Annotated in this window: 19 protein-coding genes and 1 tRNA gene; 12 read left to right on the top strand and 8 right to left on the bottom strand. The window is 71.9% G+C overall.

The genetic code is table 11. The features are described from left to right. Positions 1-64 precede the first annotated feature (64 nt). The 6 genes from ACSC1Q_RS28330 to ACSC1Q_RS28305 all read right to left on the bottom strand — a co-directional run bounded on the left by ACSC1Q_RS28330 (position 65) and on the right by ACSC1Q_RS28305 (position 7,237). Positions 65-982, bottom strand: coding sequence for a sulfotransferase (locus ACSC1Q_RS28330; RefSeq protein WP_436761725.1), 918 nt, complete (start codon positions 980-982; stop codon positions 65-67). A gap of 5 nt (positions 983-987) precedes the next feature. Further along, positions 988-2,298 carry a lipopolysaccharide biosynthesis protein gene (locus tag ACSC1Q_RS28325; RefSeq protein ID WP_436761724.1) on the bottom strand — a complete coding sequence of 437 codons (1,311 nt, stop codon included), beginning with the start codon at positions 2,296-2,298 and terminating at the stop codon, positions 988-990. Then, positions 2,286-3,143 carry a sulfotransferase family protein gene (locus ACSC1Q_RS28320; RefSeq protein WP_436761723.1) on the bottom strand — a complete coding sequence of 286 codons (858 nt, stop codon included), beginning with the start codon at positions 3,141-3,143 and terminating at the stop codon, positions 2,286-2,288. The genes ACSC1Q_RS28325 and ACSC1Q_RS28320 overlap by 13 nt, the downstream gene beginning before the upstream one ends. Further along, complete coding sequence (locus tag ACSC1Q_RS28315; protein ID WP_436761722.1) at positions 3,140-4,210, bottom strand: aminoglycoside phosphotransferase family protein; 1,071 nt, start codon at positions 4,208-4,210, stop codon at positions 3,140-3,142. The genes ACSC1Q_RS28320 and ACSC1Q_RS28315 overlap by 4 nt, the downstream gene beginning before the upstream one ends. A 343-nt stretch (positions 4,211-4,553) precedes the next feature. Then, on the bottom strand, positions 4,554-5,858 hold the full coding sequence (locus ACSC1Q_RS28310) for a hypothetical protein (protein ID WP_436761721.1): 1,305 nt from the start codon (positions 5,856-5,858) through the stop codon (positions 4,554-4,556). After that, complete coding sequence (locus ACSC1Q_RS28305) at positions 5,855-7,237, bottom strand: YveK family protein (RefSeq protein WP_436761720.1); 1,383 nt, start codon at positions 7,235-7,237, stop codon at positions 5,855-5,857. The genes ACSC1Q_RS28310 and ACSC1Q_RS28305 overlap by 4 nt, the downstream gene beginning before the upstream one ends. Before the next feature lie 354 nt (positions 7,238-7,591). Here ACSC1Q_RS28305 and ACSC1Q_RS28300 point away from each other — a divergent pair, with 354 nt between their 5' ends. Beyond that, positions 7,592-8,665: a glycoside hydrolase family 26 protein gene (locus tag ACSC1Q_RS28300; protein ID WP_436761719.1), complete on the top strand. Its 1,074-nt coding sequence runs from the start codon at positions 7,592-7,594 to the stop codon at positions 8,663-8,665. 161 nt (positions 8,666-8,826) lie between these two features. Here the strand turns inward: ACSC1Q_RS28300 and cysC are convergent, their stop codons facing one another. Next, the gene (gene cysC, locus ACSC1Q_RS28295; RefSeq protein ID WP_436761794.1) at positions 8,827-10,056 is read right to left on the bottom strand and encodes an adenylyl-sulfate kinase; all 1,230 of its coding nucleotides are present in this window, start codon (positions 10,054-10,056) and stop codon (positions 8,827-8,829) included. A 117-nt stretch (positions 10,057-10,173) separates the two neighbouring features. Further along, positions 10,174-10,902, bottom strand: a complete 729-nt coding sequence (locus ACSC1Q_RS28290; RefSeq protein WP_436761718.1) for a class I SAM-dependent methyltransferase — start codon at positions 10,900-10,902, stop codon at positions 10,174-10,176. Positions 10,903-11,055: 153 nt separating this feature from the next. Between ACSC1Q_RS28290 and mfd the strand changes: the two genes are divergently transcribed. From mfd to ACSC1Q_RS28235, 11 genes are all read left to right on the top strand, one after another. Continuing rightward, positions 11,056-14,604 carry a transcription-repair coupling factor gene (gene mfd, locus ACSC1Q_RS28285; RefSeq protein ID WP_436761717.1) on the top strand — a complete coding sequence of 1,183 codons (3,549 nt, stop codon included), beginning with the start codon at positions 11,056-11,058 and terminating at the stop codon, positions 14,602-14,604. A gap of 27 nt (positions 14,605-14,631) precedes the next feature. Further along, complete coding sequence (locus ACSC1Q_RS28280) at positions 14,632-15,276, top strand: SurA N-terminal domain-containing protein (RefSeq protein ID WP_436761716.1); 645 nt, start codon at positions 14,632-14,634, stop codon at positions 15,274-15,276. Positions 15,277-15,285: 9 nt separating this feature from the next. Continuing rightward, complete coding sequence (locus tag ACSC1Q_RS28275) at positions 15,286-16,230, top strand: nucleoside triphosphate pyrophosphohydrolase (RefSeq protein WP_436761715.1); 945 nt, start codon at positions 15,286-15,288, stop codon at positions 16,228-16,230. A 162-nt stretch (positions 16,231-16,392) separates the two neighbouring features. Further along, on the top strand, positions 16,393-17,670 hold the full coding sequence (gene eno, locus ACSC1Q_RS28270) for a phosphopyruvate hydratase (protein ID WP_436761714.1): 1,278 nt from the start codon (positions 16,393-16,395) through the stop codon (positions 17,668-17,670). Positions 17,671-17,956: 286 nt separating this feature from the next. Beyond that, positions 17,957-18,367 carry an FtsB family cell division protein gene (locus ACSC1Q_RS28265; protein ID WP_436761713.1) on the top strand — a complete coding sequence of 137 codons (411 nt, stop codon included), beginning with the start codon at positions 17,957-17,959 and terminating at the stop codon, positions 18,365-18,367. Between the two features lie 40 nt (positions 18,368-18,407). Continuing rightward, positions 18,408-18,992 carry a DUF501 domain-containing protein gene (locus tag ACSC1Q_RS28260; protein ID WP_436761712.1) on the top strand — a complete coding sequence of 195 codons (585 nt, stop codon included), beginning with the start codon at positions 18,408-18,410 and terminating at the stop codon, positions 18,990-18,992. Next, positions 18,989-19,948 (top strand): Ppx/GppA phosphatase family protein, encoded by a 960-nt coding sequence (locus tag ACSC1Q_RS28255; RefSeq protein ID WP_436761711.1) that lies wholly within the window; start codon positions 18,989-18,991, stop codon positions 19,946-19,948. The genes ACSC1Q_RS28260 and ACSC1Q_RS28255 overlap by 4 nt, the downstream gene beginning before the upstream one ends. A gap of 231 nt (positions 19,949-20,179) precedes the next feature. Continuing rightward, a complete protein-coding gene (locus tag ACSC1Q_RS28250; protein ID WP_436761710.1) occupies positions 20,180-21,259 on the top strand; it encodes a hypothetical protein in 1,080 nt (359 codons plus the stop codon). A 273-nt stretch (positions 21,260-21,532) separates the two neighbouring features. Beyond that, positions 21,533-22,333: a uracil-DNA glycosylase gene (locus ACSC1Q_RS28245; protein WP_436761709.1), complete on the top strand. Its 801-nt coding sequence runs from the start codon at positions 21,533-21,535 to the stop codon at positions 22,331-22,333. Positions 22,334-22,503: 170 nt separating this feature from the next. Next, entirely contained in the window at positions 22,504-23,820 is a 1,317-nt protein-coding gene (locus tag ACSC1Q_RS28240; RefSeq protein ID WP_436761708.1) for an NAD(P)/FAD-dependent oxidoreductase, read from the top strand. A gap of 202 nt (positions 23,821-24,022) precedes the next feature. Then, positions 24,023-24,095, top strand: a tRNA-Leu gene (locus ACSC1Q_RS28235). Positions 24,096-24,168: the final 73 nt, after the last annotated feature.

Below are 24,168 nucleotides of genomic sequence, written 5' to 3'. Positions count from 1 at the left end.
CCTCTCCTGAGGCCGCGAAGCGCCGGTCTTCGCAGCGGTTCCCGATCGTCGTCGCGATCGGCCGTCAGCGTTTCGCGGAGGCCAGCTCCCTGACCCGGCGGGCCTCCTCGGGGCTCAGCCGGGCACCGGCCTCGGCGAGCGCGCGGCGCGAGTCCATCGGCCGGTAGGCCGTGCGGGACAGGCCGCTCCAGGCGAAGCCCCCGGGGCCGGTGCCAGGGGTGGCTGTGCCCGGGGTGGCCGTGCACGCGCGGCGGACGCGTTCCTCGGCGCGGGCCGACCAGGTCAGGCCGGCCCACTCGTACAGGCGGCGGAAGCCCGTCAGGGGGTCGCGGGCCAGGTCCTCGTAGCGGGCCAGCATGATCTCCGGGTGCCGGTCGGCCAGGCCGGCGGCGGTGATCCCGGCCGCCCGCCACAGGGCCACGGCCTTGGCGACGCGGTCCTGTGAGCCGATCAGCGGGCGCAACGCCTCCAGGTGGGGCTGGTCCCGCACCAGCAGCGGTTGTTCGAGCAGCTCGTGGAAGTAGACCGTCCAGCCGAGCCGCTGCCAGCTGCCGACGAACGCCACCGGGTCGCGTGACAGGACGATCACCCGGCAGCCCAGACGGTCGGCGAACCATCCGGCGGAGAACAGCGCGAACGGGTCGTCCAGCAGCGCCCGGCGCCCGCCCAGCCGCCCCAGCGTGAACGCGGTGCCGTACCGGACCATCCGCGCCAGGTCGTACGGCGACCGGTTGCGGCGCAGCTCCGCCAGGAACCCGTAGCGCAGCGCGACCGTACGGGTGAAGGCGGGCAGCCAGGCCCGCTCGTTGTCGGGGCAGATGTACTGGAAGCGGTGGCCGACCACGGCGTCGAGGACGCCCGGGGAGCGGCCCGGCGGGTGTTCGGGGTTGAGCGGCTCGTTGACGTAGACCAGCTCGCCGCTTGCCGCGAGCATCCTGCCCGTCCAGCTCGTCCCGGTCCTGGGCAGCCCGGTGACCAGCACGGGCGTCACGGTGCTCGCCGGGGAGTGAGGGCGGCCAGGCTGTGCGTGCCGAAGGGGCGCAGGCCGTACAGGCGGTGGATGCGCCAGAGCGGCAGCAGGTTCTTGACCACCGTGCCGCCCGCCCAGCCGAGGGCGGCCCCGAGCGAGCCCGCCGAGGGGATCAGCATCAGGTCCAGCGTGACCGCCGTCGCGACGGCGGCGACCAGGTTGACCAGGCTGGAGCCGGTGTGCCCGGCGGAGGTGAGCACCACGTCGGCCATCCCGCACGCCGTGGCGAGCATCATCGTCGCGGCCAGCACGAACGCCACCGGCGCGCCGCCGCTGTAGCCGTCCCCGAAGACGGCGCCGAGCAGCCAGGGCGCGAGCGCGGCGTACCCCAGCCAGATCGGCCAGGTCAGCAGGACCAGCCAGAGGGTGGCCGATTGGTACAGCTCCCGGGCGCGCGGCAGGTCGCCCTCGGCCAGGGCCCGCACCAGCCCCGGCTGCGTGGCCTGCGCCAGCCCCTGACCGGCCAGCTGGCCCACGATCTTGAAGCGGGTAGCGGCGGTGTAGACGGCCGCCTCGGCCGGCCCGGCCAGCAGCGCCACGATCACGACGTCCAGCCGCTGGAACACCGCCTGGATCCCGGACGCGAGCGACCGGGGCCAGGTGTGGCGCCACAGGTCGCGCGCGGTGCCCGGCGGGCACGGGGACCGGGGCAGCCGCCGGCGCAACCAGACCGAGGCCAGCAGCAGCACCGGCAGGTACGGCAGCGCCCACGCCCCGGCGAGCAGCGGCACGGAGTCGCGGCCCGCGAGCACCACCGCCCCGACCAGGAGCAACTGGGCCACCGGCTGCAGCACCCCGTCCAGCAGCACGGTCGGCCGCATCGAGCCGAACCCGCGCGTCGCGCTCACCACGACGCCCGAGCACGCCACCGCGGGCAGGGCCACCGCCAGCACCCGCAACACCAGGTCGGAGGTGGTGAGGATGACCGCCGCACCCGTCGCCAGCGAGAGCGCGGCGACCGGGACGAGCGCGGCGCGGACGTAGCCGGAGGTGCCCGAGGTGCGGTGGTGGTCGGGGGAGCGGGACCTGGCGATGAAGTAGACCAGCCCGTTCCCGGCGTCCAGCCGCAGGACCGTGGCGACCGCGAGGCACAGGGCGGTCCCCGAGAAGAAGAGACCGGCCGTCTCCTGCCCCATCCCCCTGGTGACCACCACGACCGTCAGGAACTGCGCGGCGGCTCCCGCTCCCGCGCCCGCCAGCCCCGCGACCCCGCCCCGCGCGACCCCGGTCAGGCCCGCCGGGCGGGGGGCGGGGGTCAGCGACGCCACGACGGCTCCGCGCCCAGCCACGAGGTCAGCAGGGTGTCCTGCTCCGCGAAGTGGGCCGTCAGCTCGCGGCGGAGCTTGCGGGACATGGGCCCCGGCCTGGCCCGGGTGTTGTGCCGCTCGAACACCGGGTCGCCCAGGTGCGGCAGCCCGAGGAACGCCAGCACGCGGTCGTAGACGAGATCGGGCTCGGCGAAGAACCGGCCGCTGTCGAGGACGAGCAGCCGGTCGCGGCCTACCAGTGGTTCGAGGCGGGCGAGCTGCTCGGCGTAACGGCCCCTGGCGAGGTAGGCGTGGTGGCGGTGGGCCTGGTTCGTCGAGTACGGCGAGGCGATCAGGGCCTCCTCGGCCCCGGCCAGCCGCTCCTCCTCCAGGCGTACGGCCCTGGCGAAGGACCGCTCCGTCTCGAAGCCCCTGGCCAGCTCGTGGGCGTGCGCGGAGAAGGCCCGCTCGACGGGGTCGCGGACCAGCACGATCAGCTTGGCGCCCGGCAGGTCGCGGGCGATCCTGGGACCGGCCAGCGGGTGGAACAGGTAGTAGGGCGACGACTCGAACGCCTGGGGGCGGATGCCGTACCCGCGGGCCGGCCGGGAGGCCGACATCCGCAGCGGGAAGTGCGACCGGTACCAGGACAGGCCCCGGTCGTACGCCGTGTCGAAGTAGTGCACGCCCTTGCGCAGGACGGGTTTCATGACGAGCGGGTGCTGGGACAGGACGCGGTACAGGGAGGTGGTGCCGCAGCGCTGCGCCCCGACGATGAGGAAGGAGGGCAGCACCCGGCTTCCCGAGGTGAGGCGGCCCATCGCCCCCGACACCGCGTGGACCGAACGCTTCAGCGCGGGATTCACAGCAAGGTCTCCTGGGAGTCGGCGAGGGGGGTGAGCCAGAGCTCCGGCGGGCCGAGGGGCGCGTGGCCGTCGGCCGCGTGGCGGTCGGCGAGGGCGATCAGGTAGTGGAGCGCGGTCAGCCGGGCCTCGGCGGCCGACAGCCCGAACGGGGCGAGGATCCGCAGGGACCGCGCCACGCAGGCCCTGGCCGCGGCGGCCGGATCGTCACGGCGCAGGGCCCGCTGGAAGAAGTGGTGGACGGCGTCGAAGCCCAGCGGGACCCCGGTGCCGAACCGCTCCCAGTCCCAGACCAGCAACCGCCCGTCGGGGCCGCGCGAGATGTTCCACGGCGTCAGGTCGCCGTGCCAGGAGAACCCCTGCCCGGGGAGTGATTCTCCGAGGCCCCGGGCCGCGTCTCCGGGAAGCGGGTCCGCCGGAGCCGGGTTTCCAAGGGCCTGTCCGGTGCGAGCGGCGGCTTCGGGAGGCGGATCTCCCGGAGCCGGGTTTCCCCGGGCCGCGTCGCCGAGTGGAGCGCGTTCCTGGACGGGGCCCCCGGGAACGCGGGCGATCTCGGCGATCGCGTCGGTGAGGACGTCGGCGGGTATCCGTCCCCGCCGTACCGGGAGCGGGGTCAGCGCCAGCACGGACAGGCCGCGCCAGGACCCGTGGTGCAGCACGGCGGGCGGGACGACGGTCTTCAGCGGCACACCGGCGAGCAGGTCGAGCGTGCGTGCCTCGTGGGCGACGAGCTCCCGGGTCAGGTCGGTGTCGCCGATCTTCACGAAGGCGATCGGCCCGTCGGCGGCGCGCGCCTCCAGGATCGGCTTGCGGTTGGCCCGCCGAGCGGGCCGCACGCGCAGCGTGACGCGGACGGGAGTGCCGAACACCTCGCTCAGGTGGCTCTCGATGCCGTCCCTGCCCGACGGCACGGTGACCCTCCCGCCGGGATGCCACCACGCGCGGGGGACCAGCCTGCGGGGGAGCAGGCGGTGCGGGAGCAGGGTGTACGGGCTCGGGTCGCCGGGGCCGGGGAACAGCAGGTCGAGGGTCTGGTCCAGGTAGCGCAGGCGGGCGCGGGCGTCGTTCATCACATTCCTCCAGCGTGGATACCCACGCCTTCCGGCGGGGGAGGAAACGTGGCAGGGGGCCGCGCCGCGGCGCCGTCGGGGTGACGCCGGAGCAGGCGGATGCCGTCTGATCCGATCTCCCCTCGCCCGTGTTCCGTGCCGGTTACCGCGCCGAAGCGGTGTCCGCGTCCCGTTTCGTGCCCACCCTCGGGCGTGTCCGCCGACGTGGATTCCGGAGCAGCGGGCTGAGGAGGCATCCGCTGGTGGGTCTGCCGGCCTACGTGAAACGTGGTCAATCGAACACACCTCCTAGGTGATCGGCTCGGGCTGGTCAACGCGGGACTTCGAAGCGCGTTGCCGCACCTCAAGCCCTCTCCTTCGGGGGGGGGTCGTTGACCGAGTTCCTCCAGAGCAGCGCGAACGAGACGAGGTACAGGCTGAGCGGGGTGACCAGCCCGTCGTAGACGAACATGTAGAGGAGGGTGAGGATCATCACGAGGACCCCGGCCAGGCCGATCGGGCTCCGGTCACGCCAGTGGCGGCGGACGGCCCCCGCGAAGAACGCCACGTAGAGGGCGGCCCCCGTGAAACCCTGCGTGATCATCAGGTGCCAGAGCTGGCCGTCACCGCCCAGCGGCGGGTGGCCGCAGGTGGGGCACCACCCGCTCTTGCCGGTGGTGATCGTCCGGTGGTTGCCCGTGGCGTTGCGGGTGTTGCCGTACCCGACGAGCGGCGCGGTGCCCGCGGCGGCGAGGGTCGCCGAGACGGTGAAGGCGCGGATGTCGTTGCTGTGCGGGCTGTCGAGCCGCTGGGCCACCATCGCCTGCAGCGGGCTGAGTGCGAACACCAGCGCCCCCGCGGTCAGGGCCGCGCAGGTCGCGACGCGGGCCCGCGTGCCCAGGCGCAGCAGGACGTACGCGGCGGCGACACCGAGCCCGATCCACAGGCCGCGGTTGAGCGAGTAGACGACGGGGATCGCGGCCAGCGCGACCAGCGGGATCACCGCGAGGCGCCTGCGCGGCCCGCCGTACACCCACCAGCCGACCACGAACCAGATGAGCAGCACCGAGAGGTTGCCGCCCCAGGCGTTCGCCCACTCGAACGGCGCCTCGGGGCGCGGCGAGGCGTGGCCGAGGACCCTCTGCACCTGGGCGGCGGTGGGGTGGATCAGGTTGTGGACGAACGGGTTGCCGCTGATCCAGCCGGGGAGGACCATCTCGACCGGCGAGGTGAACTCGGCACGCGGGGCGAACACGCCCAGCAGGCCGCCCACGACGGTCGTGAGGAACAGCACGCCGAGCATCCGCACCAGGGTGAGCTGCGGCAGCTCCTCCCGCGTCAGGTTGCCCAGATAGAGCACCATGATCAAAAGTGCCACGTAGAGGCACAGGCGCATCAGGTAGCCGATCAGCCGTCCGGCGCCGAACTCGCCGTAGGTGCCGGGCGGCATCTCGCCGAGCATGAGCGCGCTGATCAGGTAACCCGCGATGAGCAGCAGCCAGAGCCCGAAGCCGCGCGGCGCCCTGATCGGCCGTCTCCGCCACAGGACCAGCGCCATCGCCGGGGCCACCACGATCACCGACAGGCCCCCGAAACCGAGCGCCCACCAGACCGGGTATCCCACCAGGAGCGCGGCGATCGGCCAGACGGCCGGACGCGGACCCCTCACGACCTGCGCCCCCTCCGCCCGGCCGCCGCCTGCCCGGCGGGTGGAACGTTCCCGTACGCGCCGGGCGCGAGCAGCGCCTCCGACGCCTGCGACACCTCCGACGCTCCTGTCGATCCGCCCGCCCCGCTCGCCAGGCCGGCGAGCGGCCGCCCGGCTCTCCCCTGGAGGCTCTCGCGGTCTCGCGCCCCGCCGGACCGCGGCACGGGCGGGACACGCGGAGCCTGCGTGCCGGGGGAGACCTGTGGGACATGGGAAGCGTGCGGAGCCTGCGGAACGTGGGGAATCCGCGGTGCCTGCGCGGGGGGAGTTTGCGCGGGGGGAACGGAGAAGGAAGTCGGCGGCGAGGGGGCCTCCTCGCCGACGACGAACGCGCCGACCACGGGAACCCCCCGTTCGTTCAGGGCCCGTACGGCTTCCCTCACCTCGCGTGAGGAGGTGCCGGGGACGGCGACCACGAGCACCGCGCCCGCCAGGTCGGGCGGCTTCCCGCTGTCGACGGCACGGCTGACGACACTGCCGACGGCACCGTTGACGGTGTCGAGGCCGGTCAGGCGCGTGACGTCGGCGGCGGTCCGCAGGGCGGTGTCGAGGCGGTCGCGAAGCCAGGCGGCCCCGACCCCGCAGAGCAGCCCCGCCATGAGGCCGCTGCCCAGGTAGAGGGGCGGGCGGGGGGTGGCGGGCCCGGCCGGTGCCACCGCCTGGCTGATCACGGAGCCGGGGGTGACGGCGACGGTCTTGATGGCGTCGTACCTGGCGGTGAGGCTGTGGACCTGACGGGCGAGGACGTTCTGCCGCTGGAGGGCGAGGGCCCGCTCGGTGGTCCCCCTGCCGAGGCCGGGAAGCTCGGTGGCGACCTTGGTGAGACTCGCGTTGGCCTGTCTCAATTTGAGCAGCACGACCTTGAGCTGGGCGGTGAGCAGCTGGGTGGCGGACTCGCGGCGCTGGGCCAGGTAGGCGAGGGCGTAGGCGCTCGCGCCCGAGGCCGCGGCCTTCGGGTCGGCCGCGGCGCAGGAGATCTCCAGGACCGAGGTGTTGGGCGGCACCGAGACCTCCGCGGCGCAGGGAAGGCCCCCGAACAGCCGGCGGGCCTTCGCCGCGACCACCGCCGAGCGGGCCACCTGGGCCTCGGTGTCGAGGTTGAGCGGTTCGCGCTGGCGGCCGGTGACCTGGTTGGTCTGCTCCTGCGAGCCGGTCGCGGTCACCAGGACCTGCCCGGAGGCTGTGTAGGAGGCCGGGGTGAGCCACAGCAGGGTGAGGCCGCAACCGGTTCCGGCGAGGAAGAGGGAGAGGACGATCGGCCACCGGCGGCGGAGGAGCGACGCGTAGTCCGCCAGGTCACCGCCTTCGCGGCGGACGGGAGCGTCCGGTGACGGGCTCATGTGTCGCGGGTGCCTCTCCGGCGAACAGACGCTGGGAACCCTAGGAACTATAGGTCGGGTTCTCGTTTCCCCGAACCAATACACAAGATTTTCTTTGCGCTGCTCCCATCAATCACGGGGATATAACAGCTGTTTATCCGATATTTCCTGTCGCTCGCTCCGGGGCTACGGCACGGACCGGCAAAGTCCGGGACGAGGCACGTCCGGGCGATGGGAAGGTGTTCCCCCGTGACGGTCGAGGACCGTCCGCGAATGCGTACGCGCGACAGTTGTGAGGAATCGGTGCATCGGAAAAATGACGCTATAGAGGTAATTCCGCGTGGGGTCAGAATCGCCGGTTCCGGCCTTGTCCTGGTGATAGGGCTGGGCACCCTCGCGCTGGGGGTCGTGGGGCTGAGCGGGGGCGGCCGGACCCCGAGCGCCGCGGGTGCGGGGAGGACCCCGGAGGCGCCGGGGGGCACGGGCGCGCCGGACCCGTCCGCGGGGCCGTCCCGGGCGGCCTGCGAGGTCGGCGCCAAGCTCGTCCCCTCCTGCGGAGCCTGGTGGGGCATCGCGCCGGAGATCTTCACGGGCAGGCCTCCCGGGCGGGCCCTGGAGAGGGCGGAGAGGCGCATGGGCAGGCCGGCCGACATCATGCACGTCTACCACCGGGGCGACGAGCTCTTCCCGACCCCCGCGGAGCGAGCCATCGTCCGCGACCCGGACGGCCGCAGGCTCCTGCTGGTCAACTGGAAGCCGTCCCTCGACCACACCTGGGAGCAGATCGCGCACGGGGCGCTGGACGCGCGGATCGACCGGCTGGCCGCCCACATCGTGAGCACCTTCCCCGAGAGGTTCTTCCTCACCGTCCACCACGAGCCGGAGAACGACGTGCGGGAGGCCCGGGGCAAGGGGATGACCGCGGCCGACTACGCCGCCATGTTCAGGCACGTGGTGACGCGCCTGCGGCACGGGGGCGTGACCAACGCGGTCACGGTGATGACCTACATGGGCGCGCCCAACTGGGCGTCCGAGCCCTGGTTCGAGAAGCTCTATCCCGGTGACGACGTGGTCGACTGGGTGGCGATGGACCCCTACGTCGACCACAGGGTCCACAGCTTCGACGATCTGGTCAACAAGACCCGCCCCGAGTTCCCCCGGTGGTCCGGGTTCTACCGGTGGATGCGGGACCGCTTCCCCGACAAACCCGTCATGCTCGCCGAGTGGGGCGTCTTCGAGCGGCACGACAGGCCCGGGTTCAAGGAGTCGTTCTTCGCCTCGGTACGCCGGGAGATCGGCGAATATCCGCAGATCAAGGCCATGGTCTACTTCGACTCGCCACGCGCCCCCCGGGGCGACACCCGGTTCGACACCACGCCCGGCGGCCGGAGGGCCTTCGGCGAGCTCGCCCGCGACGCGCGCCTCAACGCCGCCGTCCCCGCCGGCTGACCCCCCCGCACCACACCGGCCACGACCGCGAGACCGCGACCGCGACCATGGAACCTCATCGCGGGCGCGGATCCGGACCGCCGGGCCCGGGTCCTCGGCCCCGGACCGTCGAATCCAGGCCGGTCCGGCCCGTCAGACCCGGATCGCCCGGATCGCCCGGATCAGCGGATCCAGCCCCCCTGGATCAGCGGGTCGAGCACCTGGTGCACCGCCCGGTCCACGCTGATGCCGGTGGTGTCGATCTCCAGGTCGGCGTCGTCCGGCTCCTCGTACGGGTCGGAGATTCCGGTGAACCCGGGGACGAGCCCCGCGCGGGCCTTGGCGTAGAGGCCCTTGCGGTCGCGGCGCTCGCACTCCTCCAGGGGGGTGGACACGTGGACCAGCAGGAAGTCGGCGCCGACGGCCTCGACCATCTGCCGTACCTCCTCGCGGGTGGCGGCGTAGGGCGCGATGGGCGCGCAGATCGCCAGCCCGCCGTGCCTGGCGGCCTCGGCGGCGACGAAGCCGATGCGGCGGATGTTGAGGTCGCGGTCCTCCTTGGAGAAGGTCAGCCCCGCCGACAGCAGGTGGCGGACCACGTCGCCGTCGAGGTAGGTCACCGTGCGGCTGCCGCGCTCCAGCAGCGCGTCGCGCAGCCCCCGGGCCACGGTCGACTTGCCGGAGCCGGACAGGCCGGTGAGGAAGACCACCAGCCCCCGCCGGTGCGGGGGACCGGGGAGCGTCACGGGCTCGGGGCCCGCCAGGTGCTCGGTCGCGCCGTAGGCCTCGGCCACGCGCTCGCGCAGCTCCAGGTCGACGGCGGGATCCCTGGGCGCCAGCGGCACCACAGCCACGAGCGTGTCCTCGGGCAGCCCGTCGCGGGCCTTGAGCGCGGCGCGGACCACCGCGGGGCCGCCCTCGCCGTACGCCAGGGGAAGCAGCAGGATCGACGCCTCCAGCTCCTGCGCGGTCGCCACGATCTCGCCGAGGTCGCCCAGCGGCCCGCGCATGGTGACGGCCAGGACCGACTCCCGCCCGCCCAGCTCCTCGCGGACCAGTGCCGGGGTACGGCGCAGCCGGGCGAACGGCCCGTGCTCGGGGGCGTCCAGGGGCTCGACGGGACCGGCGACGAAGCCGTTCTCGCGCCCGGTGACGGTCAGCACGGCCAGCGCCGCGCCCTCGGGGTCGCGCAGGGTGATCCGGTCGCCGGGGGCGGCCGGGTGGTCGTCCGGCAGGGTGAGGGTGACCGGCGCGGGCCACGGCGTGCCGTCGGCGAGCGTGCCGCGCTCGTCCACGGTGTGCGCGTCCGCCGAGCTCAGGAAGCCCGTCAGCGGTCTGAAGGCGCCGGAGAGCAGCAGCTCAAGGTCGGCCAGCTCACGGGCGTCGGGGGTCCACTCGAAAGGCGCCGTCATCTGCTCCACCATCGTGATCGTCGGACGTTCCTGTCTCACCCGCTCACGATGGGCCCCTGTCCGGCGAGCCTGGGATCCACCGGTCCGGTGAATCCCGGGTGCCCCGGCCGGTGGATCTCAGATCAACCGGGCGAAATGGCTCTGGGGCTTGCGGATCACCATGGTTATCTCGTCGTGAGACGCGGGCCGGCTTCCCCTGGAGAGGGCCTCCACCACCGAGCAGGCGGCGCGGGCAAGCTTACCGAGAGGTCCGCGGAGCGCGGACCCGCTGCTGGCGGAGACGTCCTCGGTCACCATCAGCCCGCGCACCAGGCAGAAGGAGTGCATCCCCTCGCGCGAGGCGATCTGCTCGTAGACGGCGGGCAGCGGGCCCACGGTCCCCGCGGGGGCGAACCTGCGCCACACCGCCCGCCGCAGCCTCGCCGGCGCCAGCCGGTCGCACGCCCCGTACGCCGAGGCCCGGTCGCGCATCCTGACCAGCAGCAGCCCGCCGGGGCGCAGGCCGGTCAGCAGCCGGTCGAGCACCAGCTCGGAGTGCTCGATCCGCTCCAGCAGGAACGACACGTAGACGATGTCGAACGCCCGCGGGGGCACCGGCACCGAGCGCAGGTCGCCCAGCGCCCAGGAGTCCAGGTCCTTGCGGGCGGACGTGCTCGTGCGCAGCACGGGCAGGTCCTCGTCGATCCCGATGACCCTGGACTCCGTCTGCGCCAGGTCGAGCGGCTCGGGCCATCCGCACCCGGCGATCAGGATGTCGAGCCGCCGGCCGAGCTGGCCGCTCCACTGCTCCCTGATCCGCTGACTCAACAAGTCGTCGCGAGCGACGACCGACCTCACCTCTGACATGTAACCGAGAGTAGTCAACTCAGCACGATTCGTCGCGCATTTACCACTCTTTGCGAGAGCGGGCGCCCGGGCAAGTAGCCTTGAACAGGTACCCCCCGTGTCTTCCCGGCCCGGGGCTGTCGTGTTGCCGTCGTGGGGCTGAGGGCGAATCTGATGAGTCTTTCCGGACTTCTGGACCTTGTCGCCGGGGAGCCTGAGCTGGCTTCCCTTCTTCAGGACGTGCGCGGGGGCGACTCCTCCGACGTGTCGCTGGTCGCGCCACCGGCGCTGCGCCCCTTCGCGGTGGCCGCGCTGGCCAGGGAGGGGGCCAAGGGGGCGGCCAGGACCGTTCTCGCGGTGACCGCCACCGGGCGCGAGGCCGAGGATCTCGCCTCGGCCCTCACCAGCCTTCTGGACGAGAGCGTCGTCGCGGTCTTCCCCGCCTGGGAGACGCTCCCGCACGAGCGCCTGTCGCCGCGCAGCGACACCGTGGGGCAGCGGCTGGCGGTGCTGCGCAGGCTGGCGCACCCGGTCGAGGGCGACCACTCGGCGGGCCCGCTGCACGTGGTCGTCGCGCCGATCAGGGCGCTGCTCCAGCCGATCGTGCGGGGATTGGGCGACCTGCGCCCGGTGCGGCTGCGCGCCGGGGACGACGCCGACCTCGACACCGTCGTCCACAGCCTCGTGGAGAACGGCTACCACCGGGTCGACATGGTGGAGAAGCGCGGCGAGGTCGCGGTCAGGGGCGGCCTGCTCGACGTCTTCCCGCCCACGGAGGAGCACCCGCTCCGGCTGGAGTTCTGGGGCGACACCGTCGAGGAGATCCGCTGGTTCAAGGTCGCCGACCAGCGTTCGCTGGAGGTGGCCGAGGACGGGCTGTTCGCCGCCCCCTGCCGGGAGCTGCTGCTGACCGCCGACGTCAGGGAGCGGGCGAGGGAGCTCGCCGAGGCGCACCCCTCGCTGGCCGAGATCCTGGAGCAGCTGGCCGAGGGCGTCCCGATGGAGGGCATGGAGGCGTTCGCGCCGGTGCTCGCCGGGGAGATGGACCTGCTCATCGACCACCTGCCGGGACAGGCGGCGATCTTCGTGTGCGACCCGGAGCGCATCCGGGGGCGCGCCGACGAGCTGGTGCGGACCAGCCAGGAGTTCCTGGAGGCGTCCTGGATCAACGCGGCGTCCGGCGGCGAGGCGCCGATCGACCTGGGCGCGGCGGCGTTCCGCGACCTGGAGGAGGTACGCGACCACGCGCGGCGGCTCGGCCAGCCCTGGTGGTCGCTCGCGCCGTTCGGCGCCGACCCCGACTCCGACGACGCCGATCCGGGCGGCGGGCAGGCGCTGAGGGCGCGCGAGGTGGAGTCCTACCGGGGCGACACCCAGCGGGCCCTGTCCGACATCAAGGGCTGGCTCGACTCCGACCGGGTCGTCGTCCTGCTGAGCGAGGGCCACGGCCCCGCCGAGCGCATGGTCGAGCTGCTCAAGGGCGTCGACCTGCCCGCGCGCCTGGAGCCGGGCCTCGACACCGTGCCCGACAGGAAGGTCGTCCACGTCACCACGGGCCTGGTCGAGCACGGGTTCGTCACCCCGGCGCTGGCCGTGCTGACCCACCTCGACCTGGTCGGCCAGAAGGCGTCGACCAAGGACATGCGGCGGCTGCCCTCCCGGCGCCGCAACATGGTCGACCCGCTCCAGCTCAAGGTCGGCGACCACGTCGTGCACGAGCAGCACGGCGTGGGCCGCTACGTCGAGATGGTGCAGCGGACCGTGCAGGGCGCCACCCGTGAATACCTGGTGATCGAGTACGCCAAGGGCGACCGCCTCTACGTGCCGACCGACCAGCTCGACGAGGTCACCCGCTACGTCGGCGGCGAGTCGCCCACCCTCAACCGGATGGGCGGCGCCGACTGGGCCAAGGCCAAGACCAAGGCCAAGAAGGCGGTCAAGGAGATCGCCGGAGAGCTGATCCGCCTGTACTCCGCGAGGATGGCCTCGCCGGGACACGCCTTCGCGCCCGACAGCCCCTGGCAGCGGGAGATGGAGGACGCCTTCCCGTACGCCGAGACGGGCGACCAGCTGGAGGCCATCGACGAGGTCAAGCGCGACATGGAGCGCCCGATCCCGATGGACCGGCTGATCTGCGGCGACGTGGGCTACGGCAAGACGGAGATCGCGGTGCGGGCGGCGTTCAAGGCGGTGCAGGACGGCAAGCAGGTGGCCGTCCTGGTGCCGACCACGCTGCTGGTGCAGCAGCACATGTCGACCTTCGCCGAGCGGTTCTCCGGGTTCCCGCTGAACGTGCGGCCGCTGTCGCGGTTCCAGAGCGACGGCGAGGTCAAGGCGACGATGGAGGGCCTGCGGGAGGGCTCGGTCGACATCGTGATCGGCACGCACCGGCTGTTCTCGCCCGAGGTCAGGTTCAAGCAGCTCGGCCTGATCATCATCGACGAGGAGCAGCGGTTCGGCGTCGAGCACAAGGAGGCGATGAAGCACCTGCGCACCCAGGTCGACGTGCTGGCCATGTCGGCCACCCCGATCCCCCGGACGCTGGAGATGGGCCTCACCGGCATCAGGGAGATGTCCACGATCCTCACCCCGCCGGAGGAGCGGCACCCGATCCTCACCTTCGTCGGCCCGTACGACGAGAAGCAGATCGGCGCCGCGATCCGGCGCGAGCTGATGCGCGACGGCCAGGTCTTCTTCGTCCACAACCGGGTGGCCAGCATCAACAAGGTCTCGGCGATGCTGCGCGAGCTCGTGCCCGAGGCGCGGATCGCCGTCGCGCACGGCCAGATGCAGGAGCACCAGCTGGAGAAGATCATGGTGGGCTTCTGGGAGCGCGACTTCGACGTGCTCGTCTGCACCACGATCGTCGAGTCGGGCCTGGACGTGCCCAACGCCAACACCCTGATCGTCGACCGGGCCGACAACTACGGCCTGTCGCAGCTTCACCAGCTGCGCGGCCGGGTCGGCCGGGGCCGCGAGCGCGGCTACGCCTACTTCCTGTACCCGCCGGAGAAGCCGCTCACCGAGACCGCCCACGAGCGCCTCGCCACCATCTCCCAGCACACCGAGATGGGCGCGGGCATGTACGTCGCGATGAAGGACCTGGAGATCCGCGGCGCGGGCAACATCCTGGGCGCCGAGCAGTCGGGCTTCATCGCGGGCGTCGGCTTCGACCTGTACGTGCGGATGATGGCCGAGGCCGTGCAGGAGCAGAAGGCCAAGCTGGCGGGCACCTACCGGGAGGACGAGCGGCCCGACGTCAAGGTCGAGCTGCCGATCAACGCCCACATCCCGCACGACTACGTCACCTCCGAGCGGCTGCGGCTGGAGGCGTACAAGCGGATCGCCGCGATCGGTTCCGACTCCGACATCGGCGCGGTGCGCGACGAGCTCGTCGACCGGTACGGACGGCCGCCCCAGCAGGTGGAGAACCTGCTGGAGGTCGCCCGCTTCCGCATCCGGGCCCGCCGGGCCGGGCTCACCGACGTCACCCTGCAGGGGCAGAACATCAAGTTCGCGCCGGTGGACCTGAAGGACTCCCAGCAGGTCAGGTTGCAAAGGCTTTACCCGAAGGCGCTACTGAAGCAGGCGGCCGGTACGTTGCTGGTGCCGGTGCCCAAGACCAGGCCCCTCGGCGGCCAGCCGCTGCGCGACCTGGATCTGCTCAAGTGGTGCGGTGATCTCGTCGAGGCGATGTTCCTCGAAACGGTGCGGGTAGAGTAAGCGGCGTTTGTCGTGAAGGGAACGCATGTGAAGTCGACTCGAATCCGCGTCATCCTGGCGGTCGCCGCCGCCGGTGTCGCGCTGACCGCCTGCACTCCGAACCAGGCCGGCGCCGCCGCCGTCGTGGGCGGGGAGCGCATCAGCTCCGGTGAGCTGGACAGGAACGTGCGCGAGTACGAGGCGGCGCTGGCCAAGGCCAAGGTCACCCCCTCGGACCTCAAGTTCCAGGACAGCGTCCCGCAGCTCGTGCTCTTCCAGCTGGCCAACGCGAAGCAGTTCGCGAAGGTCGCGGAGAGCAAGGGCATGACGATCACCGAGGGCGAGATCGACCAGCTGGTCGCGGGCCAGGGCGGCCAGCAGAAGCTGGAGCAGCAGCTGCTCCAGAACGCGGTGGCCCCCTCGCAGATGCGTCCCTTCATCCGGGCGCAGCTGCTGTTCAGCAAGCTCATCGCCAAGTACGGCGGCGGCACGGACGAGGCCGCCGTCCAGCGCGGCCAGGAGCAGGCGATCAAGGACCTGCAGGCCATGCCGATCACCTGGAACCCCCGGTACGGCACGCCGAACACGCAGCGGAGCGAGCAGCAGCCGAGCGTCTTCGTCGACGCGGGCCGGTTCGGCGCCCCCGCCGCCCCCGGTCCCGCCGACGCGCCGCCCGCGCCGCCGCAGCAGTAGCCTCCGGGCATGCCGCTGATCGTCGTCACCACCTCGCCCCGGGTCGCCCCGGGGCTGCTCAGCCGCCACGCGTGGCGGGTCCTTGAGGAGGGCCCGGTGCGCACCGGGTCCGCGGAGCACCCGCACCTGCCCTACCTGGCGGAGGCCGGGGTCGACGTCGAGGTGGTCGTCCCCGACCCGGCCGCGCTGGTCCGCGAGGCCGGGGCGGCGACCGTCGTGTGGCTGGAGGCCGACGAGGCGCTGATGCGCTCCATCGGTCACGCCGCCGTGGCGCTCGACGACCCGCCGGTGATCGAGGTCGTGCCCGGCTCGTACGACCTGCCGGGCGCGCGGCTGCTCGACCTGGTCGCGGTGATGGACCGCCTCCGGGTCGAATGCCCGTGGGACGCCCGCCAGACCCACGAGTCCCTCGCCCCGTACCTCATCGAGGAGGCCTACGAGGTGCTGGAGACCATCGAGGAGGGCGACCACACCGCGCTGCGGGAGGAGCTGGGCGACCTGCTCCTGCAGGTGGCCTTCCACGCGCGGGTCGCGAGCGACCGGCCCGACGGGTTCGACGTCGACGACGTGGCCGAGGGGATCGTCGCCAAGCTCGTCCGCCGCCACCCGCACGTCTTCGCCGACACCCGGGTGGAGGGCGCGGGCGAGGTCAGCGCCAACTGGGAGACCATCAAGGCCGCCGAGCGGGCGGCCAAGAACGGCGGCGACCCGGGCTCGGCCGTCGACGGCGTCCCGATGGGCCAGCCCGCCCTCTCCCTCGCCGCCCAGCTCCTGCGCCGCGCCGAGCGCGCCGGAGCCCCCGCGGCCCTCCCCGAGGGTGTTCCCGCCGACGGCCTGGGGGCGAGGCTCTTCGAGCTCGTACGGCGGGCGGGGGAGGCCGGGCTCGACCCGGAGGCCGAGCTGCGCGCGGTGGCCCGCGCCTACCGCGACCAGGTCCGCGCCCAGCCGCGCTGAGGCGTCCGAGGTCGCTCTGAGGCCGGATCACCTCCCCGTCCCCTTCCGGATCCCTTCCAGACCTTTTATGAACATCATCCGGAAACGTCCCTGCCGCCGTACCGGTAAGTAGGTCTCGGTAGGCTTCTGAGGCAAACTGTCCTGCGACTTTAGGAGCGCTTCGTGGCTTCCATCGAGGGCGTCACCGCCCGAGAGATCCTTGACTCCCGGGGCAACCCGACGGTCGAGGTCGACATCCTCCTGGACGACGGCAGCCAGGGGCGTGCCGCGGTTCCCAGCGGCGCGTCCACCGGCCAGTTCGAGGCCGTCGAGCTGCGTGACGGCGACGAGCGCTACGGCGGCAAGGGCGTCGAGAAGGCCGTTCTCGGCGTGACCGACGAGATCGCCGACGAGATCCTCGGCTTCGACGCCGCCGAGCAGCGCAGCATCGACCAGGTCATGATCGACCTGGACGGCACGCCCAACAAGGCCCGCCTGGGCGCCAACGCGATCCTGGGCGTCTCGCTCGCCGTGGCCAAGGCCGCCGCGGAGAGCGCCGAGCTGCCGCTCTTCCGCTACCTCGGCGGGCCGAACGCGCACGTGCTGCCGGTGCCGATGATGAACATCCTGAACGGCGGCGCGCACGCCGACAGCAACGTCGACATCCAGGAGTTCATGATCGCCCCGATCGGGGCGGAGACGTTCCGCGAGGCCGTGCGGATGGGCACCGAGGTCTACCACGCCCTCAAGTCCGTGCTGAAGGAGAAGGGCTACGCCACCGGCCTCGGCGACGAGGGCGGCTTCGCGCCGAGCCTGCCCTCCAACCGCGACGCGCTGGACCTGATCCTGGTCGCCATCGAGAAGGCAGGGTACGTCGCGGGAGAGGACATCGGGCTCGCCCTCGACGTGGCCGCCTCCGAGTTCCACTCGGACGGCGTCTACACCATCGACGGCAAGGGCCTGTCCGCCGCCGAGCTGATCGCCTTCTACGAGGACCTGGTCGCCAGCTACCCGCTGGTCTCCATCGAGGACCCGCTGGACGAGAGCGACTGGGAGGGCTGGAACGCCATCACCCGCGCCCTGGGCGACAAGGTCCAGCTGGTCGGCGACGACCTGTTCGTGACGAACCCGGAGCGCCTGGGCCGCGGCATCGCCGAGGGCACCGCCAACGCGCTGCTGGTCAAGGTCAACCAGATCGGCACCCTGACCGAGACCCTCGACGCCGTGGACCTGGCCCACCGCAGCGGATACCGCTGCATGATGAGCCACCGTTCCGGCGAGACCGAGGACACCACGATCGCCGACCTCGCCGTGGCCACCAACTGCGGCCAGATCAAGACCGGTGCCCCGGCCCGTTCCGACCGGGTGGCCAAGTACAACCAGTTGCTCCGCATCGAGGAGCTTCTGGACGACGCGGCCCGTTACGCGGGTCGCGCCGCCTTCCCGCGCTTCCGGCGGTAGTTTCGTCTGACGGCCCGCGCCCGCTCCGGGCGCGGGCCGCACCGGCGGCCGGCCCGCGTACGAGCGCCGATCTCCCCGCCCCGATCAGGATGAGGGGACCGGCGCGCGGGGACCGGCGCGGAGAGGCCGGCACCGAAGATCGGCGCCGAAGATCCCGGTGCCGGAAGATCCGGTCCCGGAGATCGATACCGGATCGACGCGGGGAGATCGGTCCCCGCCGGTGTCGCGTCCACCGCGCGGGGCACGGCGGACGACGCCACGAGAGCGTGGAGACGGAGGAGGGCGCATGGCGACACGGCCGCAGCTGACCGGACGGGCCGCGGTGCTCGCGATCGTGGTGTGCGCGATCGCGATGAGCCTCGCCTACCCCATCAGGGAGTACGTCGCCCAGCGCCGCCAGATCGCCCAGCTGGAGCAGGAGAGGGCCAGGGAGATCGCCGCGATCAAGGCCCTGGACGACCGCGCCAAGCAGCTTCTCGACCCCGGGTTCATCAAGCGGCAGGGCAGGGAGCGCCTCTTCTACTGCGACCCCGGGCAGAAGTGCTACGTCGTGATGGGCGGATCTCCCTCGCCGGGCAAGGGGACGGCCGGCGAGCGCAAGGCCGTCGCCAGACCACCGTGGTACGAGACGCTGTGGGACTCGGTCAAGGCCGCCGACAGCGGCGGGGGACAGAAGGCGGCCAAGACCGCCGGGTGACGCCGATACCCTGGGTGTCGTCTTTCAGGGGGTGTCACGAATGGTCGATGACCGCGACGTGGCGGCGGTGGAGCGACAGCTCGGCCGGACGCCGCGAGGACTGCGCGGGGTGGCGCACCGCTGCCCGTGCGGGCTTCCCGACGTCGTCGAGACCGCCCCGAGGCTGCCCGACGGATCGCCCTTCCCGACCCTCTTCTACCTCACCTGCCCCAGGGCCGCCTCGGCCATCGGCACGCTGGAGACCTCGGGGCTGATGCGGGACATGCAGGCCAGGCTCGCCGACGATCCGAAGCTGGCCGAGGCCTACCAGGCGGCCCACGACGACTACGTGGCGCGCCGCGACAGGGCGGCCGCCGAGGACGGCCTGGAGCCGCTGCCCCGTGACATGCAGAGCACCGGGGGCATGCCCACCCGGGTGAAGTGCCTGCACGCCCTCGTCGGGCACGAACTGGCCGTCCCGGGGAGCAACCCCTTCGGCCGCGAGGCCCTCGACGCGCTCGGCGACTGGTGGTCCGCCGGGCCGTGCGCCGCCCACGCCGAGGCACCGTGCGCCCAGGCCGTAGCACCGACCACTGCATCGACCACGGCACCGTCCGTGGCGCCGACCACGAAGGAGACCGAGTGATCCGCGTCGCCGCGATCGACTGTGGCACCAACTCCGTCCGCCTGCTCGTCGCCGACATCGGCAGGGACAGGCTGATCGACCTGGAGCGCCGGATGGAGATCGTCCGGCTGGGCCAGGGGGTCGACAGGACCGGCAGGCTGGCCCCCGAGGCCCTGGAGCGCACGTTCGCCGCCATGCGCGGCTACGCCGGGCTCATCGACCGGCACGGGGCCTCCAGGGTCCGCGTGGTCGCCACCAGCGCGACGAGGGACGCCGCCAACCGGCGGGACTTCGTCGACGGCGTCCGCGACATCTTCGGGGTGGAGCCCGAAGTGATCACCGGTGCGGAGGAGGCGGAGCTGTCGTTCGCCGGGGCCACCCGCGATCTGGTGCGGTTCTCGCACGAGACGGGCCTGCCCGCCCCCGACGGCACCCGCCCGCCGTACCTCGTGGTCGACATCGGCGGCGGCTCGACCGAGTTCGTGCTCGGCTCGACGCGCGTGGAGGCCGCGCTGTCGGTCGACATCGGGTGTGTCCGGCTGACCGAGCGTCACCTGCGCGACGCGGGTGACCCCCCGTCGGCGGAGGCGATCGAGGCGGTGACCGCCGACATCGACGACGCGCTCGACCGGGTCGCTGCCGAGGTGCCCGTGGAGCGGGCGATGACGATGGTCGGGCTCGCCGGATCCGTCACCACCGTCGCCGGAATAGCGCTCGACCTGCCGGAATACGATCCGGAGAAAATTCACCACTCGCGAATTACCGCAGGTCAAGTGCATGACATCGCCGAGCGCTTGCTTGGAATGACCGTTGAACGGCGGGCGGCGATTCCCCTCATGCATCCGGGAAGGGTCGACGTGATCGGGGCGGGCGCTCTCATCCTGGACCGGATAGTGACCCGGTACGGTTTCGGCGACGTGGTCGCCAGTGAGCACGACATCCTCGACGGCATCGCGTGGTCACTCTCTGATTCATAACAAGACCTAGACAATTCGCCTGTTTAGGGAGTATTGAGGAAAGCTTCCCGTTTATGGTTAGGTAAAGAAGCTTTAGTGAGGCTTTGCCGTGGGGCCCGGCACAGCTGTTGCCGGCCCGGCAACCGTCTCCTGAGCGATCTTGCTTCCCAACGAACGGAGCATCCCCTCATGAAGTCCGGACTAGCCAGAAAGCTAGCCGCAGCAGGAGCCAGCGCGGCCATGCTGGCAACCATGGCAGTAGGCATGCTGGCCACGCCCGCAGCGGCGGCCAGTGGTTCGAGCCAGGCGGGGAAGGTGGCCTCGGCCGCCGCCAAGCCGAGGCCGGCCGTCTCCGCCGGAACCCCCAAGGCATCGCCCGCGAAGTACACGGGTGAGTGCCCCGTCGGCGTGACCTTCTCCTCGAAGATCAAGGTGAAGGCCGTCAAGAGCAAGACCACGGTCGCCTACCGGTGGCTGCACGGAGACGGCTCCAAGAGCAAGGTGAAGTCCTTCACCTTCCGCGGCAAGGGCGTCAAGAGCTTCACGGTCAAGGAGAAGGCGACCTTCAAGGGCAGCGTCAAGGGCTGGCAGGCCATCCAGGTCCTGTCCCCGCGCGGCGTGAAGTCCTCGAAGGGCTACTTCTCGGTCTCCTGTGGTTCCACCCCGGACGACAACGAGATCAAGACTCCCCCGCGCGTCAGCGCTCAGGTGTGGGTCGACGAGGGCGACTGCAAGGCCGTCCTGATCGGCCGCATCCACGCCTCCGGTACCCGCTGGGTGCACTACCGCTGGGTCGTCAACGGCCGCGTCGTCGACCGTGACTCCGTCCGCGTCGACGGCTCGCGCAAGGTCTTCCACGTGATCAAGCCCCGTGACGACTTCAGGGGCTGGGCCTCGCTGCAGATCGTCGGCCCGGTGGAGGCCTCCTCCAACCGCGCCTACTTCAAGATCTGGTGCAAGGACGCGTCGCCGAAGGTCTGGGCGTCCGTCGACTCCCCGGTCGCCTACGAGGGCACCTGCCCGACGACCCGTACGTTCAGCGGTGTGATCAGCGTGACCGGTCGCACCACCGTGAAGTACCGCTGGATCACCAACGGTGTGGCGGGTGACTGGAAGTCGCTCTACTTCGGCGGTCACGGCACGCAGCGTGAGCGGGTGTTCGACCACTGGAACACCGCGGTCTCCGGCGAGTCCAAGCGCGCGATCGACATCGCCGGTGGCCCGACCACCGACACCGTGACGGCCAAGGTCGTCTGCAAGGTCGCGCCGACCCCGACCCCCACGCCGACCCCCACCCCTACCCCCACTCCCACCCCGACCCCCACCGTCTGACGACGGCACGGTAGGTCGAGGTAGCGCGCCCGGCGGCTGACGCCGGGCCGCGTCCCGAGTGAGACGAGAGGCGGCGTCCGCACCCAGCGGGCGCCGCCTTTCGCGTTCCCGCGCCCATCTCCCGCGGCCCGCGGCCCGCGGCCCGCAGCTCGGAGCCCGGAGCCCCCGCCCCGGCCGGAGCCCGCGGCCCGAGCCCGCGGCTCGTACGGGGCGAGCGGCGGGGTGTCGACCCGGGATTTCCCGGTGCCCTCCCGCGTCGGGCACCATCGAGGGATGACCCACGTTCCTCCCGGATCCGGCTGGCCCGACGATCCCGCCCGGCCCGGCACCCCCGTCGCGCACGACCCCGCCGAGGTGCGGAAACTCGCGGGGGAGAGCCGTACCCTCGCGGAGCTCACGGCCGCGCAGTCGGTCTGCCGGGCCTGCCCGCGCCTGGTGGGGTGGCGCGAGGAGGTGGCGACGGTCAAGAGGCGGGCGTTCGCCGAGGAGACCTACTGGGGCCGTCCCATCGCCGGGTGGGGCGACGAGAGGCCCGAGGTCCTCATCGTCGGGCTGGCACCGGCGGCGCACGGCGGCAACAGGACCGGCAGGATCTTCACCGGCGACCGCAGCGGCGACTGGCTGTTCGCCTCCCTGTACCGGACCGGCCTGGCCGTGCAGGAGACCAGCGTCCGCGCGGGCGACGGCCAGCGGCTCGTCGGCGCGCGGATGGTGGCGGCGGTCCGGTGCGCTCCTCCCGCCAACAAGCCCGAGCCCGCCGAGCGGTCCGCCTGCCTCCCCTGGCTGTCCCGCGAGGTCGCGCTGGTCTCGGCGGACGTACGGGTGGTCGTCGCGCTGGGAGGTTTCGCCTGGCAGGCGATCTGGCCCGCGCTGAGGGACGCCGGGTACGCCCTGCCACGGCCGAGGCCGCCCTTCGGGCACGGCGCCGAGGTGGAGATCACCTCGCCGGGGGGAAGTTCCGCGCGTCTTCTCGGCTGCTACCACCCCAGCCAGCAGAACACCTTCACCGGCCGGGTGACCGCGCGGATGCTCGACGATCTCTTCACCAGGGCGAACGCGCTCCGGGACTTGTGAACTCGATCACAAAGAGAAGATCGGCGGGAATTCTGCCAAGAAGAGCGGCTGTTTCTAGCCATTAGCGGAAATTCTGGTCAGATTGCCAGATGGGCGGCTGGCGTGATCGGAGGCCCGAGCGTATGCTTGTGAAAGGTTTCACAAGCTATGAAACTAAGGATGGCGTCGAAGTGAACCGCAACTCCAAGCACATCGTGGTCGTCGGTGGAGGCTACGTCGGCCTCTACACCGTGCTGCGCCTGCAGCACACCCTCCGCAGGGAACTCCGCGAAGGAAGCGTGCGCATCACCGTCCTGACCCCCGAATCCCACATGACCTACCAGCCCTTCCTCCCCGAGGCCGCCGCGGGAAACCTCTCGCCCAGGCACGTGGTCGTCCCCCTCCGCCGCGTGCTCTCGAAGGCGACGATCCTCAACGGGAAGGTCTCCAAGGTCAACCACGCGGCCAAGTCCGTCACCTTCGCCCCCAACGTCGGCACCCCGCACGAGATCGACTACGACATCGTGGTCATGGCCGCCGGGTCGATCTCCCGTACGCTCCCCATCCCCGGCCTGGCCGACTCCGCGATCGGTTTCAAGACGGTCGGCGAGGCGATCGCGCTGCGCAACCGGGTGCTGGAGCTCCTCGACCGGGCCGAGAGCGACGAGGACGAGGAGCTGCGCAGGCGCGCCCTGACCTTCGTCGTGATCGGCGGCGGCTTCGCGGGCGTCGAGGCGCTCGCCGAGCTGGAGGACATGGCGGTCGACGCCGCCCGCTACTACCGCAACATCTCCCGCGAGGACATGCGCTGGATCCTCGTCGAGGCCACCGACCGCATCCTCCCCGAGGTCGGCCCCGAGATGGGCGCCTGGACCGCCGAGCAGCTGCGCGAGCGCGGCATCGAGGTCAAGATGAACACCCGCCTCGAATCCTGCGTGGGTGGCGTGGTCAAGCTCTCCGACGGGGAGGAGTTCCAGGCCGCCACCATCGTGTGGACCGCCGGGGTGAAGCCCAGCCCGGTCGTCAACGCCGGGGACCTGCCGCTCGACGAGCGCGGCCGGATCAAGACGACCTCCCGCCTGACCGTGGCCGGAGTCGAGGACGCCTACTCGGCCGGGGACGTGGCGGGGGTGCCCGACCTGACCAACCCCGGACAGTACTGCGCGCCCAACGCGCAGCACGCCGTACGGCAGGCCAAGGTCCTCGCGGACAACATCACCAGGAGCCTGCGCGGGCGGGAGCTCGCCGACTACCGGCACAAGTACGTCGGCTCCGTCGCCGGGCTCGGCCTGCACAAGGGCGTCGCCAACGTCTACGGGATCAAGCTCCGCGGGCTCGCGGCATGGTTCATGCACCGCACGTACCACCTGTCGCGGGTGCCCACCGTCAACCGCAAGGTCCGCGTGACGGCCGACTGGACCCTGGCGCTCTTCTTCAAGCGCGAGACCGTCTCCCTCGGCGAGATCGAGGAGCCGCGCACGGAGTTCCGTGCCGCGGCGTCCAACTGAACCCCCGCCCCCGGAGCGGATCAGACTCCCGAACCCGGAGGTGGGCGACGAGGCCCACCTCCGGGTTCGCCGTTCCTCCCGATGTGCTATTCCTTGACCGGGTCCCTCCGAAGCCAAGGCGATCCACGGGTTTCCAATGGAAGTGATGCGACGGTTGCCTTGAGCAGTTACGCATGAGTGGCCCGTTACGTATGATTACGGCGCCCCCGTAGCCCAATGGCAGAGGCAAACCCCTTAAAAGGGTTCGAGTGAGGGTTCGAGTCCCTCCGGGGGCACTCATGACGATCTGCCGAACAAGGCCCATGACCAGTGAAAACGCGGTCGTGGGCCTTTCCTCGTTATCCGGCT

It is taken from the genome of Streptosporangium heterodermiicola, assembly GCF_051390675.1.
Classification (GTDB): Bacteria; Actinomycetota; Actinomycetes; order Streptosporangiales; family Streptosporangiaceae; genus Streptosporangium.
Note: the sequence above shows the minus strand (reverse complement) of the source record. Positions and strands in the feature narration are given on the sequence as shown.

What these genes read in the sequence shown, in the direction of transcription:
- ACSC1Q_RS28315 (WP_436761722.1), bottom strand. Translation starts at nt 4,210, where the DNA reads ATGAACGACGCCCGCGCCCGCCTGCGCTACCTGGACCAGACCCTCGAC.
- ACSC1Q_RS28305 (WP_436761720.1), bottom strand. Translation starts at nt 7,237, where the DNA reads ATGAGCCCGTCACCGGACGCTCCCGTCCGCCGCGAAGGCGGTGACCTG.
- cysC (WP_436761794.1), bottom strand. Translation starts at nt 10,056, where the DNA reads ATGACGGCGCCTTTCGAGTGGACCCCCGACGCCCGTGAGCTGGCCGAC.
- ACSC1Q_RS28290 (WP_436761718.1), bottom strand. Translation starts at nt 10,902, where the DNA reads ATGTCAGAGGTGAGGTCGGTCGTCGCTCGCGACGACTTGTTGAGTCAG.
- mfd (WP_436761717.1), top strand. Translation starts at nt 11,056, where the DNA reads ATGAGTCTTTCCGGACTTCTGGACCTTGTCGCCGGGGAGCCTGAGCTG.
- ACSC1Q_RS28275 (WP_436761715.1), top strand. Translation starts at nt 15,286, where the DNA reads ATGCCGCTGATCGTCGTCACCACCTCGCCCCGGGTCGCCCCGGGGCTG.
- ACSC1Q_RS28265 (WP_436761713.1), top strand. Translation starts at nt 17,957, where the DNA reads ATGGCGACACGGCCGCAGCTGACCGGACGGGCCGCGGTGCTCGCGATC.
- ACSC1Q_RS28260 (WP_436761712.1), top strand. Translation starts at nt 18,408, where the DNA reads ATGGTCGATGACCGCGACGTGGCGGCGGTGGAGCGACAGCTCGGCCGG.
- ACSC1Q_RS28250 (WP_436761710.1), top strand. Translation starts at nt 20,180, where the DNA reads ATGGCAGTAGGCATGCTGGCCACGCCCGCAGCGGCGGCCAGTGGTTCG.
- ACSC1Q_RS28245 (WP_436761709.1), top strand. Translation starts at nt 21,533, where the DNA reads ATGACCCACGTTCCTCCCGGATCCGGCTGGCCCGACGATCCCGCCCGG.